The sequence below is a fragment of the Glacieibacterium frigidum genome, assembly GCF_007097155.1.
Taxonomy (GTDB): Bacteria; Pseudomonadota; Alphaproteobacteria; order Sphingomonadales; family Sphingomonadaceae; genus Glacieibacterium; species Glacieibacterium frigidum.
In genome coordinates this window covers 966266-980276 of record NZ_VJWA01000001.1, presented here as the reverse complement: position 1 = coordinate 980276, position 14011 = coordinate 966266, and the positions used below count along the sequence as shown (strand labels likewise).

Annotated in this window: 13 protein-coding genes; 4 read left to right on the top strand and 9 right to left on the bottom strand. The window is 67.8% G+C overall.

The genetic code is table 11. The features are described from left to right. Nucleotides 1-9: 9 nt before the first annotated feature. Together FMM06_RS04725 and FMM06_RS17365 are read right to left on the bottom strand one after the other, a co-directional pair. Nucleotides 10-987, bottom strand: a complete 978-nt coding sequence (locus tag FMM06_RS04725) for an NADPH:quinone oxidoreductase family protein (RefSeq protein ID WP_143555015.1) — start codon at nt 985-987, stop codon at nt 10-12. Nucleotides 988-1092: 105 nt separating this feature from the next. Then, nucleotides 1093-1896, bottom strand: coding sequence for a PRC-barrel domain-containing protein (locus tag FMM06_RS17365; protein WP_328591547.1), 804 nt, complete (start codon nt 1894-1896; stop codon nt 1093-1095). A gap of 139 nt (nt 1897-2035) precedes the next feature. Between FMM06_RS17365 and epsC the strand changes: the two genes are divergently transcribed. Together epsC and FMM06_RS04710 are read left to right on the top strand one after the other, a co-directional pair. Beyond that, nucleotides 2036-2704, top strand: coding sequence for a serine O-acetyltransferase EpsC (gene epsC, locus FMM06_RS04715; RefSeq protein WP_143555014.1), 669 nt, complete (start codon nt 2036-2038; stop codon nt 2702-2704). 2 nt (nt 2705-2706) lie between these two features. Continuing rightward, nucleotides 2707-3042 carry a DUF2794 domain-containing protein gene (locus tag FMM06_RS04710; protein WP_144237087.1) on the top strand — a complete coding sequence of 112 codons (336 nt, stop codon included), beginning with the start codon at nt 2707-2709 and terminating at the stop codon, nt 3040-3042. On the opposite strand, the gene FMM06_RS04705 is transcribed toward FMM06_RS04710, so the two are convergent. Continuing rightward, on the bottom strand, nt 3039-4085 hold the full coding sequence (locus FMM06_RS04705) for a hypothetical protein (RefSeq protein WP_143555013.1): 1047 nt from the start codon (nt 4083-4085) through the stop codon (nt 3039-3041). The genes FMM06_RS04710 and FMM06_RS04705 overlap by 4 nt on opposite strands. 97 nt (nt 4086-4182) lie before the next feature. On the opposite strand from FMM06_RS04705, the gene FMM06_RS04700 reads away from it, so the two are divergent. Further along, nucleotides 4183-5052: a DUF817 domain-containing protein gene (locus tag FMM06_RS04700; protein WP_143555012.1), complete on the top strand. Its 870-nt coding sequence runs from the start codon at nt 4183-4185 to the stop codon at nt 5050-5052. A gap of 7 nt (nt 5053-5059) precedes the next feature. Here the strand turns inward: FMM06_RS04700 and FMM06_RS04695 are convergent, their stop codons facing one another. The 4 genes from FMM06_RS04695 to proS form a co-directional block, all read right to left on the bottom strand. Beyond that, nucleotides 5060-6259 carry a right-handed parallel beta-helix repeat-containing protein gene (locus FMM06_RS04695; protein ID WP_143555011.1) on the bottom strand — a complete coding sequence of 400 codons (1200 nt, stop codon included), beginning with the start codon at nt 6257-6259 and terminating at the stop codon, nt 5060-5062. Nucleotides 6260-6402: 143 nt separating this feature from the next. Beyond that, the gene (locus FMM06_RS04690) at nt 6403-7074 is read right to left on the bottom strand and encodes an ABC transporter ATP-binding protein (RefSeq protein ID WP_143555010.1); all 672 of its coding nucleotides are present in this window, start codon (nt 7072-7074) and stop codon (nt 6403-6405) included. Beyond that, the gene (locus tag FMM06_RS04685; RefSeq protein WP_235889069.1) at nt 7067-8314 is read right to left on the bottom strand and encodes a lipoprotein-releasing ABC transporter permease subunit; all 1248 of its coding nucleotides are present in this window, start codon (nt 8312-8314) and stop codon (nt 7067-7069) included. The genes FMM06_RS04690 and FMM06_RS04685 overlap by 8 nt, the downstream gene beginning before the upstream one ends. Further along, nucleotides 8311-9621 carry a proline--tRNA ligase gene (gene proS, locus FMM06_RS04680; protein ID WP_143555009.1) on the bottom strand — a complete coding sequence of 437 codons (1311 nt, stop codon included), beginning with the start codon at nt 9619-9621 and terminating at the stop codon, nt 8311-8313. Before proS ends, FMM06_RS04685 begins: the two co-directional genes overlap by 4 nt. 339 nt (nt 9622-9960) lie before the next feature. On the opposite strand from proS, the gene FMM06_RS04675 reads away from it, so the two are divergent. Continuing rightward, nucleotides 9961-10563: a glutathione S-transferase family protein gene (locus FMM06_RS04675; protein WP_143555008.1), complete on the top strand. Its 603-nt coding sequence runs from the start codon at nt 9961-9963 to the stop codon at nt 10561-10563. Between the two features lie 28 nt (nt 10564-10591). Here the strand turns inward: FMM06_RS04675 and FMM06_RS04670 are convergent, their stop codons facing one another. Beyond that, nucleotides 10592-12322, bottom strand: coding sequence for a DUF4153 domain-containing protein (locus tag FMM06_RS04670; protein ID WP_143555007.1), 1731 nt, complete (start codon nt 12320-12322; stop codon nt 10592-10594). Further along, nucleotides 12319-13947 (bottom strand): CTP synthase, encoded by a 1629-nt coding sequence (locus FMM06_RS04665; RefSeq protein WP_143555006.1) that lies wholly within the window; start codon nt 13945-13947, stop codon nt 12319-12321. Before FMM06_RS04665 ends, FMM06_RS04670 begins: the two co-directional genes overlap by 4 nt. Nucleotides 13948-14011: the final 64 nt, after the last annotated feature.

The following is a 14011-nucleotide window of genomic DNA, read 5'->3' as shown; positions in this document are numbered from 1 at the left end:
CGCACCCCTTTACGCCACGTCGAGCACGACCTTTCCCGTCGCCTTGCGGTCCATCATCCAGCGGATCGCCGCGGGTCCCTCGTCGAGAGTGAAGTGCTTGGAGATGTGCGGCCGCAGCTGGCCCTGTGCGTACCAGGCGATCAGCTCGTTCATGTTGGCGCGGTGCAGTTCGGGCTCGGCCTGGGTGAAGGCGCCCCAGAAGACGCCGACGATAGAGGCGCCCTTGATCAGCGGCAGGTTGAGCGGCAGCGTCGGGATGTTCCCGCCCGCGAAGCCGACCACCAGGTAGCGGCCGTTCCATGCCATGCTGCGGAACGCGGGCTCGGCGAAGCGGTCGCCGACCGGATCGTAGATCACGTCGACGCCCTTGCCGCCGGTCAGGCGCTTGACCTCGTCCTTCAGGTTCGCGGTGGCATAGTTGATCGTCTCGTCGGCGCCGTAATCGCGGCAGACCTCCAGCTTCTCCTCGCTCGAGGCGGCAGCGATGACGCGCGCGCCCATCAGCTTGCCGAGCTCAACCGCCGCGAGCCCGACGCCGCCCGCTGCGCCCAGCACCAGCAGCGTCTCGCCGGGCTGCAGCCGCGCCCGCTGCTTCAGCGCGTGGTGCGACGTGCCGTAGGTCATGGTGAAGCCGCTCGCGACGTCGAACGGCATCTCCCCGGGGATCGGCACGATCTGCGCGCGGTTGGCGACCACGGCTTCGGCATAGCAGCCGTTGCCGGTCATCGCGACGACGCGGTCGCCGATGGCCAGGTCGTCGACCCCCTCCCCCACCGCATCGACGACGCCCGCCGCCTCGCCGCCCGGCGAGAACGGCAATGCGGGTTTGAACTGGTAGAGGTTCTGGATGATCAGCGTGTCGGGGAAGTTGACGCCCGCCGCGTGCACCTTGACGCGGACCTGGCCGCGGCCGGGCTCGGGCGTCGGGATGTCACGCACGACAAGCGCCTCGGGCGGACCGTGTTCGACGCAGAGGACGGCTTTCATGCAAACGCTCCCAAGGAATTCACCGCACGTTAGCCGCCCGTGCAGAAACGAGAAAGGGCCACCCGTTGCCGGGCGGCCCTCCGATCTCGTCCTGAGCGCGGAGGCTCAGACGATCGGCACACCCGTTGCGCCGGTGATGCCGCCGCCGAGTGCCGAATTGCGACCATAATAGTCGTCGACGCCGCGGCTGCGGTCGCCATCGAACTCGTCGATCTCGTCACGCGAGTAAGTCGGCCCGGCGCGCAGCTCGTCCTGCGTATAGCCGATGTTGTAACCGCCCTTGTCGGTGTCGTAGGTCAACTTGTCCCACGGCAACGGGTGATAGCGCTCGCCGATGCCGAGAAAGCCGCCGAACGACATCACGGCATAGGCGACCTTGCCCGAGCGCTTGTTGAGCATCAGCGAGTCGATCGTGCCGAGACGCTCGCCGCTGGCATCGTACACGGCCGTGCCCTGCACCTTGTCGGCAGCGATCAGCGTGTTGGTCTCGTCGGCGGTCACGCGCTCGGTCTGGTCGCGGCCCAACCCGTCGGTGTTGTCGCCGAGATCGTGCGTCTCGCCGCGCGCCTGAGTGCCCTGCCAGGCACCGCCCGCGACGGGTTCGTTGCTGACGCCACCGGTCGTCGTCGCGGCGCTGCCGCCGTCCCAATCGGTACCGCCACCGACGCCGGTGCCGCCACCGATGCCGGCGGCACGGTCGCTCTCGGCCTCATAGCTGGTACCGCTACCGATCCCGCCGGTCGGCAGGTTGGCGCCGCTCATCGCAGCGCCGGGGCTCGTGTCGCCCGACAGGTCGCCGTTGGTCGAGCCCTGACGGCCGCTGTCGACATCGCCATATTCGGGGCTGCGGCCGTTGGTGTCGGTGCCGGTCTGGCTGCCCTGCGATTGCCCGAAGCGTTGATCGTTCATGACTGCCTCCTCCAAGTTCATGGCCCTTGTTCGGCCTGACAATGAAACCGGTGGAGCGGCGGTGGGGTTCCGGGCGTTCGGCGCTCTGGCGTGTCGGCACGTCGCGACTTATATCGGGCCCAACAGGCGGAGACGGACGATGGCGCTCGCAAACTATCTGGCCTCGGTGAAGGCCCGCGATCCGGCACCGCGCTCGCGCTGGGAAATCCTGACCTATCCGGGCGTGTGGGCACTGGGTTTCCACCGCATCGCCAATGCCCTGTACCGCGCCGACCTGTTCCTGGCAGCGCGCATCGTCAACCATCTGGGCCGCTTCCTGACGGCGATCGACATCCACCCCGGCGCCACGATCGGGCGCAATTTCTTCATCGACCATGGCTTCGTGGTGATCGGCGAGACCGCGGTGATCGGCGACGACGTGACGATCTACCAGTGCGTGACGCTGGGCGGCACAGACCCTTCGGGCGGGGTCGCGGGCAAGCGCCACCCGACGCTGGGTAACGGCGTGATCGTCGGGTCGGGCGCGCAGGTGCTGGGGCCGATCATGGTCGGCGACCGCGCCCGCGTCGGAGCCAATGCGGTGGTGACGCGCGACGTGCCCGCCGGCGCGACGATGGTCGGCATTCCGGCGCGCGCGGTCGTCGTCGATGCCGAGGCCTATGCCAAGCCGTTCATGCCGTACGGCACGCCGTGCAGCCAGCGCTTCGACCCCGAGACGCAGAAGCTCGAAATCCTGCGCTGCGAGGTCGAGACCTTGCGCGCCCGCCTCGACGCGTTGAGCGGCGACGCGGCCAAGATGGTCGGCTGACGCTGTCGAACGTCCTGCCTTTGCCGGTCGCGGCACCGCCGCAGACGGTGTTCGACCGGCTCGAACTCAACCTGATCCTCGACCTCTACGGGCGCATGGTCGCCGCCGGGCGCTGGCGCGACTATGCGATCGAGTTCGGGCGCGACACCGCGGTGTTTTCCGGCTTCCGCCGCGCGAGCGAACGGCCCGAGACGCAGGTGTTGAAGGTGCCCGCGCTGCGCCTGAAGCAGGGTCAGTACGCATTGCTCGGTGAGGCCGGCGCAGTCCTCAAGCGCGGCCACGACCTGCGCGCCGTGCTCGCGCCACTCGAGCGCAAGCTGCTGCGGCTGGTCGACTAGGCGGCGGCGGGCAGGCGTCCCGCGACGCCGGCCGGCAGCAGCGCGATGACCCGGCTGCGGATCGGCCGCCACCCCGCCGACAGCATTACCAGGAACGCGCCGATCAGCAGCGCGGTGACCCCGAAGCTGGCCGAAAACTCGCCGCCGCGCCCGATCAGCGCCTGGATCGCATAAATGACATAGCCGAGCGCCGAGACGAGCAGCGCGCGCCGGTCGATCGCCAGTGCGACGATGGTCAGCAGGGCATAAACCGCGATTACTGCGACCGCGGCGCTGGGCGCGGGGGACGCGTCCATCAGGCCCGCGAGCGAGAACACCGGGTGGACGATCAGCGGTGCCGCGAGCAGGTGCAGCCAGAACGCCACGTCGGACCAGCGCGTCACCCGCGCCCTGTCGCGTGCGTCGGCCCACATCGCGAGCGCGAAGACGGCCAGGCCGCAAACGAGGATCAGCCATGGCAAAGGCGACATCGCCTTGAAGCCGCTGGCTTCGAGCACGAGCGCGCCGCCCCCGATCACAAGCAGGACCAGCGAGGCGGCACCGGCGGCGACAGTGATCGGAACCATGAAGCGCCGCCAGTGCAGCCATGCCGCCGCGGCACCACCGCCGCCGATCGCGATCAGCGACCAGATGAAGGCCAGCGGCGCGGCGTCGATCCGCTCACGCCAGCTCTCGCCGCCGAGGAGCAGCCCGAGCACCGTCATCACCGAGGCGACGAACGACAACAGCAGGACGATCGACGGCAGCGCCATGCGCCGCTGACGCGTGAAATATTCGGCCAGCCCCCAACTCGCGCCCGCGACAAGTGCCGCGCCGAGAACCGGCGAGACGAGCCCACCCAGCGCGCCGACCGCGAATAACACGAGGCCGACGGCGATCGTCACGAAGATGTCGTTGAAGCCGGTCAGCAGGCGGAACTGCTCCTCGTCGGGGCCCGCCTCGCCACGCCTGTGGTCGCTGGCGAACTGCACCAGCCGCTCGCGCTGCGCGGGATCGAGGACACCCGAAGTCACCGCCGCGTCGAGGTCGCGTTCGTCGATCATTGCTGCCGCCCAACTGTTATATCCGGACAATACGGTCGCGGTGCTTGCCGGTCAACCGCCGCTGGCGGATGCTGCCATTGCGCGTCATGGTCGCGCAATGACTTCCTCGCCGCGCGACACCGAACAGCACACGCGTTTCGCCGCCATCCGCGCCCACCTGGAGGGGCTGCGCTTCGAGCGTGCCTGGCAGGCGTATCTGTTCGAATTCCTGCTGTTCGGGTTCAAGCAGGGCTGGGCCTGCCTGTTCGGCGCGCTGATGCTCGTGGCCCTGCTTGCAACGCACCGCTGGTATCCCGCGGACGCGGTCATCGCGCGCTACGACGTGCTGGTCGTCGTCGCGGTAGCGATCCAGCTCGGCATGCTCGCCTTCCGGCTGGAGACGCTGGCCGAGGCCAAGGTCATCCTGGCGTTCCATATCGTCGGCACGGTGATGGAGGTCTTCAAGACATACATGGGGTCGTGGGTCTATCCCGAGCCCAGCCTGCTGCGGATCGGCGGCGTACCCCTGTTCTCAGGGTTCATGTACGCCGCCGTCGGCAGCTACATCGCGCGCATCTGGCGCATCTTCCGGATCGAGCCGGTCGATTATCCGCCGCGATGGCAGCCGCCGGTGCTGGCGGCCGCCATCTACGTCAACTTCTTCACGCACCACTTCCTGCCCGACGCGCGGTGGCTGTTGTTCGCAGCCACCGCGTGGATCTTCCGCCGGACGTGGTTCGTGTTCACCCCACTGCGCGCCGAGCGGCGGATGCCGATCCTGCTCGGGTTCGTCCTCGTCGCCGGCTTCATCTGGATCGCCGAGAATCTGGCGACCTACAGCCGCGCGTGGCTGTACCCGATGCAGGCCGGCGGCTGGACCCTCGTGCCGATCGACAAGCTCGGCGCGTGGCTGCTGCTGATGATCATCTCCTTCGTGCTGGTCTCGCTCGTCCACGGCATCGGCCCCGAGCGCCGCAGCGCCCGCTGACCATGAATCACGGGATGTGATAGGTCGCAGGCGCGAAATCGAGCATGTCCTGATAGCGTTCGTACGGGAGTTCGGAGAAGCCGCCGCGGTCGCCGGGCCGGGTCAGGGGGGCAAAGCCCGCATCCAGCAGGTCGGCCACCGACCCCGCCTTGACCAGGAAGTCGCTGGCTACCGCGGTGCTTGTCGGCGTCTTGCCGAACAGATCGGCATATTTCACCCCGACCCCGGTCTGGTTGTCCCACGCGTCGACATTGTCATGAGCCATGCGGCCGGTGTCGCGAACGCTGAACATCATCGCCGAGACGTTGTGGTCGACCTCGACGCCCCTGGTGTTCTGCGTGTTGATCGCCGGGTCGAGATAATAGCCGGTGCCGCCCTTGGGTGCGCTGACCACGGTGTTGCCGGTGATCTGCCCGCCGTCGGTGTCCCACAGGGTGATGCCGTGACGCGACTGGCCCTGATAGACGTTGTTGGCGATCAGGAAGTCGCTGTGCCGCGCGGCGTCGCCGAGTTCGGAGCGGATGAAGATCCCCTGGATCGGCACGTGGTTGCCGAACATGAAGCTGTTGTTGGTGATCTCGACGTCGGTCGAGCCGCGCGACGCCGACGTCCAGAACTGGATCGCGTCGGGATGATCAGGCGCCGGTCCGGTCAGCATCGGCTGGAAGGCGCTGAAGCTGTTGCGGTCGATGATGACGTGATCGACGTCGCTGAAGTCCATGCCTTCGCGGACCTTCGTCACCACGTTGCCCGCGAACACCAGATTATTGCTGCGCAGCGCAAGGGTCGTGAAGGTCAGGTCGTGGAAGTCGTTGTTCAGGATGCTGATCCGGTTGCTGTCGGTCATCTGCAGACCGCTCGCGTCGTTCAGGTTCGACGCATCGATGTTTCCGGCGAACTCGCTGTCTACGACGGTGATGTCATGTGACCGCATGATCCGAAGTTGCGGCCCCGCCGGCGTCACATCGTGAAAATACAGGTCCTCAAAGGTCAAATTCGACGAGTCGTTTACAAATAAAGTGTCAATAACCGCCCGGTTCGACGGATCGAACGAGGTAATGGTTACCTTGGCCGTCGGATTGATATTGGCAATTATGAAGCTGTCGTAAAGACCCGGCCGCAACTGGATCTCGGTCTCGCCACTTGCAGCGCGCAAAGCGGCCAGCAGGGCGGCTTCGGTGCCGACCACCATCGTCTTGACTGTCATGATTTCCCCACCCGATACGCAACGAATACATGTCGGCCCCGCGCCGACACGCAAGTCATCACACAGCTTGACTTGGATATGGTTAACGCGGGCGTTGTACGGACAAATTTGCGCCGAGGTGCGGAATTTACCGTATCAGGCGGTCAGGCGAGGCGGCCTTCATGCAGGGTGACGACCCGGTCCATGCGCTGCGCAAGCGCGAGATTGTGCGTCGCGATCAGCGCCGCACTGCCCTGCCCGCGTACGAGGCTCAGCAGTTCGTCGAGCACCTTGGCAGCGGTTGCTTCATCCAAATTGCCCGTCGGTTCGTCGGCCAGCACCAGCACGGGCCGGTTCGCCAATGCGCGTGCGACGGCGACGCGCTGCTGCTCGCCGCCCGAAAGCTGCGCCGGGCGATGATCGAGGCGTGCCCCCAGCCCCAGGTCGCCGAGCAGCTGCGCGGCGCGGCTGCCGGCCTCGGCGTGCGCCTTGCCAGCGATCAGTTGCGGCAGCACGACATTCTCGGCCGCGGTGAAGTCGGGTAGCAGATGATGGAACTGGTAGACGAACCCCAGGCGGTCGCGGCGCACGCGCGTCCGGCCCGCAGCGTCGAGCGCCTCGACGCGCTCGCCCGCGATGCTGATCGCACCGCCGAAGCCGCCCTCCAGCAGCCCGACCGCCTGCAGCATCGTCGACTTGCCCGACCCCGAAGGCCCCAGCAGCGCGACGATTTCGCCGGCCGCGACCGACAGGTCGACGCCGCGCAGCACCTCGATGACCGTCTCGCCCTGCCGGAAGCTGCGCGTCAGCCCGGCGACGTGCAGGACATCACTCATAGCGCAGCACCTCGACCGGATCGGTGCTCGACGCCTTCCATGCCGGGTAGAGCGTCGCGAGGAACGACAGCAGCAGCGCCAGCAGGATGATGCCGACGACCTCGACCGGGTCGGTCTTCGACGGCAGCTCGGTCAAATAGCGCACCGAGGGGTCCCACAGCTGCGCGCCGGTCAGCCGCGCGATGCCGCCGGTGATCGCCTCGCGGAAGTTGAGCACGACGAAGCCGACGATGACGCCCGCGCCGATACCGGCGGCGCCGATCACCGTGCCGACGAAGATGAAGATACGCATCGTCGCACCCCGCGTCGCCCCCATCGTACGCAGGATCGCGATGTCGCGCGTCTTGGCGCGCACCAGCATGACCAGCGACGACAGGATGTTGAATGCCGCGACCAGGATGACGATCGCGAGCAGCCAGAACATCACCGTGCGCTCGACGACCAGCGCCTCGAACAGCGACGAGTTGGTGCTACGCCAGTCGTTGATCACCGCCACCGGCCGCACCGTATCGGCGAACGGCCCCAGGATCTCGCCGACCTTGTCGGGGTCGGTCGTCACCACCTCGACCATCCCGACCGCGTTGCCCAGCGACAGGAGGGTCTGCGCGTCGGCCATCGGCATGACGACGAAGGCCTTGTCGTAATCGTAGATGCCGACCTCGAAGATCGACACGATGCGGTAGCTGATGATGCGCGGCACGCTGCCGAACGGCGTCACCTCGCCCTGGGGGCTGATCAGGCTCATCGTGTCGCCGACCCGCGCGCCGAGCGCCTCCGCAAGCCGCGCGCCGATCGCCACGGTGTTACCGCCGGGCTTCAGGTCGCGCAGACTGCCCGCCTTGACGTTCTCGGTCATCACCTTGGTGCCGAGGATGTCGTCCATCGTCATGCCGCGCACCAGCACGCCCTCGACGCGGTTGTTGAAGCTCGCCATCAGCGGCTGCTCGATCAGCGGCGTCGCCTTGGTGACGCCCGGCAGCTGGCGGACCCGCGCCGAGATCGGCTCCCACGCCTCCAGCTTGCCGCCATAACCCTGGATCACCGCGTGGCCGTTGAGGCCGAGGATGCGGTCGAACAGCTCGGCGCGGAATCCGTTCATCACCGACATGACGATGACCAGCGCCGCGACGCCGAGCGCCACCGCCCCCGTCGCGATCGTCGCGACGAGGAATATGAACCCCTCGCCGCGCCCGGGCAGCAGGTAGCGCCGCGCGATCATGCGTTCGTAGGAGGTGATCATCCGGTCAAGCGGGCCATCGCCGCGTCGACGCTCACATCCTCGCGGTCGCCCCCACGACGCTTGAGCTCGACCGTGCCCGCCGCGACGCCCTTGGGCCCGACGATCAGCTGCCACGGCACGCCGATCAGGTCGGCGGTGGCGAACTTGGTGCCGCCGCGCTCGTCGCGGTCATCGTACAGCACCTCGACGCCGGCCGCCTCGAGTTGTCCGTACAATGCGTCCGCCGCCTCGCGGCAAGCGGTGTCATCGGCGCGCAGGTTGATCAGCGCGACCTTGTAAGGCGCCACCGCTTCGGGCCAGACGATACCGTCCTTGTCGTGGCTCGCCTCGATGATCGCCCCGATGAGCCGCGAGACGCCGATGCCGTAGCTGCCCATCAGCGGCGTCACCGCCTGGCCGTCGGCGCCCTGGACCGTGACGCCCATCGCCTTGGTGTACTTGTCGCCGAAGTAGAAGACCTGGCCGACCTCGATGCCCTTCGACTGCAGGATGGCGTCGCCTGCGGCGGCCTCGGCAGCCTCGTCGCGCTTCTCGTCGGTCGCGGCATAATCGGCGTTGAGCCCGTCGACGAAGCCCGCCAGGGCGTGCGCGTCGTCGGCGTCGACCGTCAGGTCGCGTGCACTCTCCCAGTTGCGGTGGTAGAAGACGTCGCTCTCGCCGGTCGGGGCGAGGACGATGAACTCGTGGCTCAGGTCGCCGCCGATCGGGCCGGTATCGGCGCGCATCGGAATCGCGTGCAGCCCCATGCGCTGGAAGGTACGCAGATAGGCGACGAACATGCGGTTGTAGCTGTGCCGCGCCGCGTCGAAGTCGAGGTCGAAGCTGTACGCGTCCTTCATCAGGAACTCGCGACCGCGCAGCACGCCGAAGCGCGGGCGGACCTCGTCGCGGAACTTCCACTGGATCTGGTAGATGTTCTTGGGCAGATCGCGATACGAGCGCGCACCATTGGCGAAGATCGTCGTGAACAGCTCCTCGGCGGTCGGCGAGAACAGCATCTCGCGGTCGTGACGATCCTTGATGCGCAGCATCTCGGGGCCGTAGGCGTCGTAGCGTCCGCTGTTCTTCCACAGCTCGGCCGACTGGATCGTCGGCATCAGCACCTCGATCGCGCCGGCGCGGTCCTGCTCCTCGCGGACAATCGCCTCGATCTTCTTGAGCACGCGCAGGCCGAGCGGCAGCCAAGCATAGATGCCCGCCGCAGTCTGGCGGATCATCCCGGCGCGCAGCATCAGCTGGTGGCTGACCACCACCGCATCGCCCGGCGTCTCCTTGAGGACGGGCAGGAAGTATCGCGACAGGCGCATGGGGTCTCCGTGGAAAGGCGCGGACGTGTAGCACGCGGAGGGGTACGGGCAATCACCCCATCGAATGGGGGTGTTGCCGCCGGACAACACAGATCAGTTGTCGCGTTATTGCGAGTCGTTCGCCGATGACAGCGGGCCCCGGGTCAAATACTCGCAACATCGAATTCGCGGCCCAACGGCCAGGGTTCAGGGAAGACGGCCACAAGGCCGCAAGTCGCTGGTCCAGCAGCCCGGAGGGGGCTCCCGACGCTGGACTTCGAAGTTCGGTCTCGTCACCGTTAACGCCCGGGTTTACCCCGGGCGTTTTCGTTTGTGCGGGAAGCGCGCTAGCATCTGCGGATGCACCTCTATACCGCCGCCGACCCCGCCCCCAATCCGCGCCGCATCCGGCTGTTCCTGCAGGAGAAGGGCCTCGACCTGCCCGCGATCGAGCTGTCGCTGTTCGCCGGCGAGCACAAGGCGGTCGAGGCGCTAGCGCGCAACCCGCGCGGCCAAGTGCCCTTCCTCGAACTGGACGACGGGCGAGTGCTGGCCGAGACGGTGGCGATCTGCCGCTACCTCGACGAGCTCCACCCCGAACCGCCGCTGTTCGGGCAGGATGCGTGGCAGCGCGCCGAAACCGACATGTGGGTCCGCCGCGTCGAGTCCACGCTCGGCGTCCCCGTCGCGACGGTGTGGCAGCACGGCCACCCGATGACTGCAAAGCTGCTCACCCAGATCCCCGCCACCGCCGACGCCGCCCGTGTCCGCGCACTCGACGCGATGCGCTGGTTCGACACGCAGCTGACCGGCCGCACGTGGCTGGCCGGCAACCGCTACACGATCGCCGACATTGTGCTGCTGACGACGCTCGACTTTGCGGACTGGATCGGGCTCGCGCTGCCGGGCGACACGCCGGCGCTGGCGGACTGGCAGGCGCGGGCGACGGCGCGCTACGCCTGAGGCCGGGTCAGGCCTCGGCCCGGCGCAGTTACTCGAATGTAGAGCCGACCGGTTCGCCGTTGATGAAAACCTGCCGCCGCTGAACGGTGCGGACCTCGACGTCGCCGCGTTCGATCGCGGCCCGCAAGACGGCCTGCCGCCTGGCTTCGTCGGCACGCCGCTTTTTGATTGTGTCCTCAGTTATTTTCGGGATCGGCGTCGACTTGTCGTTCGAACTTGGGTCGACGCGCTGCACCTCCTCGCCCCATTGGTCTGACGAGACAATGAATGCCTCGGTCGCGCCGGAGGTGAACAGCACACCGCACGGCCGTTTCAGTTCGCAGCCGCTTTTGCGCGCGATGCTGGTGCGCAGCCAAGCGGGCAGCGGCACCGATTTCGGCAGAATACGGATGCGCGCATCGAGCGTATCGGCGCGCTCGCGTGCTTCGGCGTCTTCGCGCGCCGCGTAGCGATTGTCCGACTTGAGGGTCTCCGACGCCGCGATGCGGATTGCCGACGTGCTGCCCTCGCGTGCCAGTCGCGCCACGGCCGCCTTGCCGGCCTCACCGAAATCGAAGCGGAGCGCCGCCCAGTCAAACTTGGCAGGCGGGGTCCGCCCGTCCGCCAGCCGCGCCAATTGATCACGCGTCGAGATCTGGTTGAAGCTGAGCAGTGGCGTCGAGAGGATGAAGGCCAGCACGCACAAGGCGAGGCCGAGGCGGAGGTTCGCCGCGCGCACCGGCTCGCCCCACCCGCCCCGCGCACGGACCAGCGCGACGAGATAGGCGAGGCAGTAGGCGCACGCGATGCCGGTGAAGACGACCGCCCAAAGACGCTCGGGCGTCAGACCGTACTGGGCGATGCGCAGGCCCGTTGATATCGCAGCGATGACCCCCAGCGGCAGCAGAGCCAGCCCCAGCCCCATCGCGCTCCAGCGCAGGACGCCGCGCCGCGCCTCGTGCTCCGGCCGATCGCCGAGCACGGCGTTCGCCAGGATCAACGCGCCGATGACGCAGCCGATCAGGATCGGGGTGGTCGACCGCGTCGCCGCCCATAATGGCGACAGGCCGGTGAATGGCAGCGCGATCAGGAACGCGAGCAGTCCGACCGCGAGCGCGGGCGCGAGCACCGACAGCACCGTCGTGACGACGCGCTGCAGGGTGCCCAGCACGCGCTCGCGGTCGCGCAGCAGCCCGATCGCGCCGCCGAACGCTCCACCGGTCAGGACTGCGGCGAACCAGTCCTTGCGCAGCAATTCCTCGATGAAGCGCACGCCGATCAGCGCGAACAGCTCGCCGAGCAGCATCGCGAGCAGCCACGTGATACCGGTGAAGACCATCGCCGCGAACCACAGCACGACGTTGGTCCACGCGCGGTCGTGCGCCGCGACATAGGGAATGGTGCGTGCAGCACCGGCATCGCGCCATGCCTGGAACAGCGGCGCCGCGATCGCGACCGTCAGCAGCGCGCAGGTCAGCCGCCAGCCTTCGCCGGCATCCCAGCCGGAAGACGGGCCATTCCAGTACACCACCGACCCGACGATGAGCCCGGCGGCGCCTGCGAAACTCGCGGTCAGCCGGTGACCCTGGCGCTCAAGGACAAACGCGACCGCGAGCCCGGCGGTGGTCAGTAGCGCCGCGAGCGCCAGCCGCCATGCCTCAGTGACCGGCTGCGAAGGCCCGTCGCCGGTGACCAGGAAATGCACCGCGAGGCCGACGCCCGCCCCCGCCAAGGCGAGCGACGCCGCACGTAGCGGCCAGTCGCGGGCCTCGTCACTCACACGAGGCGGCTTTGCTTGACCGCCGCGGCGATGAAGCTGGCGAACAGCGGGTGGGGGTCGAAGGGTTTGGATTTGAGCTCCGGGTGGAACTGGACGCCGACGAACCAGGGGTGGTCGGGGCGCTCGACGATCTCGGGCAGCAGGCCGTCGGGGGACATGCCGGAGAAAATCAGGCCGTTCGCCTCCAGCCGCTCGCGGTAGTTGACGTTGACCTCGTAGCGGTGGCGGTGGCGCTCGCTTATCGTGGTGCCGCCATAGACCGACGCCGCGACGCTGTTGCCGGTCAGCTGCGCCGGGTAGGCGCCCAGCCGCATCGTGCCGCCCAGATCGCCGCCGGCGGCGCGCGTCTGGCGACCCGCGGCGCTCATCCATTCGGTGATCAGGCCGACGACGGGTTCCTCGGTCGGGCCGAATTCGGTCGACGACGCCGCCTCGACCCCGGCCTGGTTCCGCGCCGCCTCGATGCACGCCATCTGCATGCCGAAGCAGATGCCGAAGAACGGCACCTGGCGTTCGCGCGCAAAGCGGACACTCGCGATCTTGCCGGGGCTGCCGCGCTCGCCGAAGCCGCCGGGGACGAGGATGCCGTGCATCGGCTCGAGGATCGACGCGACATCGTCGCGCTCGAAGGTCTCGGCGTCGATCCACTTCATGTGGACCTTGACGCGGTTGGCGATGCCGCCGTGGACAAGCGCCTCGGTCAGCGACTTATAGGCGTCCTTCATGCCGGTATACTTGCCGACGACGCCGATCGTCACCTCGCCCTCGGGCTGGGTCAGCCGCTCCATGATGTCGTCCCAGCGCGACAGGTCGGGCTCCGCGTCGTGCGGCAGGCCGAACGCCTTCAGCACCTCAACGTCGAGGCCCTGCGCATGGTATTGCAGCGGCACCCCGTAGATGCTCTCGGCGTCGAGCGCGGAGATCACCGCCTCGGGCGCGACGTTGCAGAACAGCGCGATCTTGGCGCGGTCGCTGGCCGGCAGCGGGTGTTCGGAGCGGCAGACCAGCACGTGCGGCTGGATGCCGATGCCGCGCAGTTCGGCCACCGAATGCTGCGTCGGCTTGGTCTTGAGCTCGCCCGCGGCCGCCAGGTACGGCACGAGCGTGCAGTGAATGTAGACGGCGTTGGCGCGGCCGACATCAGCCGAAAGCTGCCGGATCGCCTCGAGAAATGGCAGCGATTCGATGTCGCCGACGGTGCCGCCGATCTCGCACAGCACGAAGTCGAGGTCGTCGGTGTCGGCGACCGCGAACGCCTTTATCGCGTCGGTGACGTGCGGGATGACCTGCACCGTCGCACCGAGGAAATCGCCGCGGCGTTCCTGCGCGATGATGTCCTGATAGACGCGGCCGCTCGTGACGTTGTCCGACTGGCGTGACGCGACGCCCGAGAAGCGCTCGTAATGGCCGAGGTCGAGGTCGGTTTCGGCGCCGTCGTCGGTCACGTAGACTTCGCCGTGCTGGTAAGGCGACATCGTGCCGGGATCGACGTTCAAATAGGGGTCGAACTTGCGGATGCGGACCGAGTAGCCGCGCGCCTGAAGCAGTGCGCTGAGCGCCGCTGCCATGAGGCCCTTGCCGAGCGACGAAACCACGCCGCCGGTGATGAAAATGAACCGGGTCATGGGAGAAACGGCTTAGCCGAGGGGGGGCGGAATGGCTAGGGCAGCCCCCTCGATCGGCTGTGGA

Bases quoted from the DNA above. Each gene is read 5' to 3' on its own strand.
- FMM06_RS04700 (WP_143555012.1), top strand. From the start codon at position 4,183: ATGACTTCCTCGCCGCGCGACACCGAACAGCACACGCGTTTCGCCGCC.
- epsC (WP_143555014.1), top strand. From the start codon at position 2,036: ATGGCGCTCGCAAACTATCTGGCCTCGGTGAAGGCCCGCGATCCGGCA.
- FMM06_RS04705 (WP_143555013.1), bottom strand. From the start codon at position 4,085: ATGATCGACGAACGCGACCTCGACGCGGCGGTGACTTCGGGTGTCCTC.
- FMM06_RS04685 (WP_235889069.1), bottom strand. From the start codon at position 8,314: ATGATCACCTCCTACGAACGCATGATCGCGCGGCGCTACCTGCTGCCC.
- FMM06_RS04675 (WP_143555008.1), top strand. From the start codon at position 9,961: ATGCACCTCTATACCGCCGCCGACCCCGCCCCCAATCCGCGCCGCATC.
- FMM06_RS04725 (WP_143555015.1), bottom strand. From the start codon at position 987: ATGAAAGCCGTCCTCTGCGTCGAACACGGTCCGCCCGAGGCGCTTGTC.
- proS (WP_143555009.1), bottom strand. From the start codon at position 9,621: ATGCGCCTGTCGCGATACTTCCTGCCCGTCCTCAAGGAGACGCCGGGC.
- FMM06_RS04690 (WP_143555010.1), bottom strand. From the start codon at position 7,074: ATGAGTGATGTCCTGCACGTCGCCGGGCTGACGCGCAGCTTCCGGCAG.
- FMM06_RS17365 (WP_328591547.1), bottom strand. From the start codon at position 1,896: ATGAACGATCAACGCTTCGGGCAATCGCAGGGCAGCCAGACCGGCACC.
- FMM06_RS04695 (WP_143555011.1), bottom strand. From the start codon at position 6,259: ATGACAGTCAAGACGATGGTGGTCGGCACCGAAGCCGCCCTGCTGGCC.
- FMM06_RS04665 (WP_143555006.1), bottom strand. From the start codon at position 13,947: ATGACCCGGTTCATTTTCATCACCGGCGGCGTGGTTTCGTCGCTCGGC.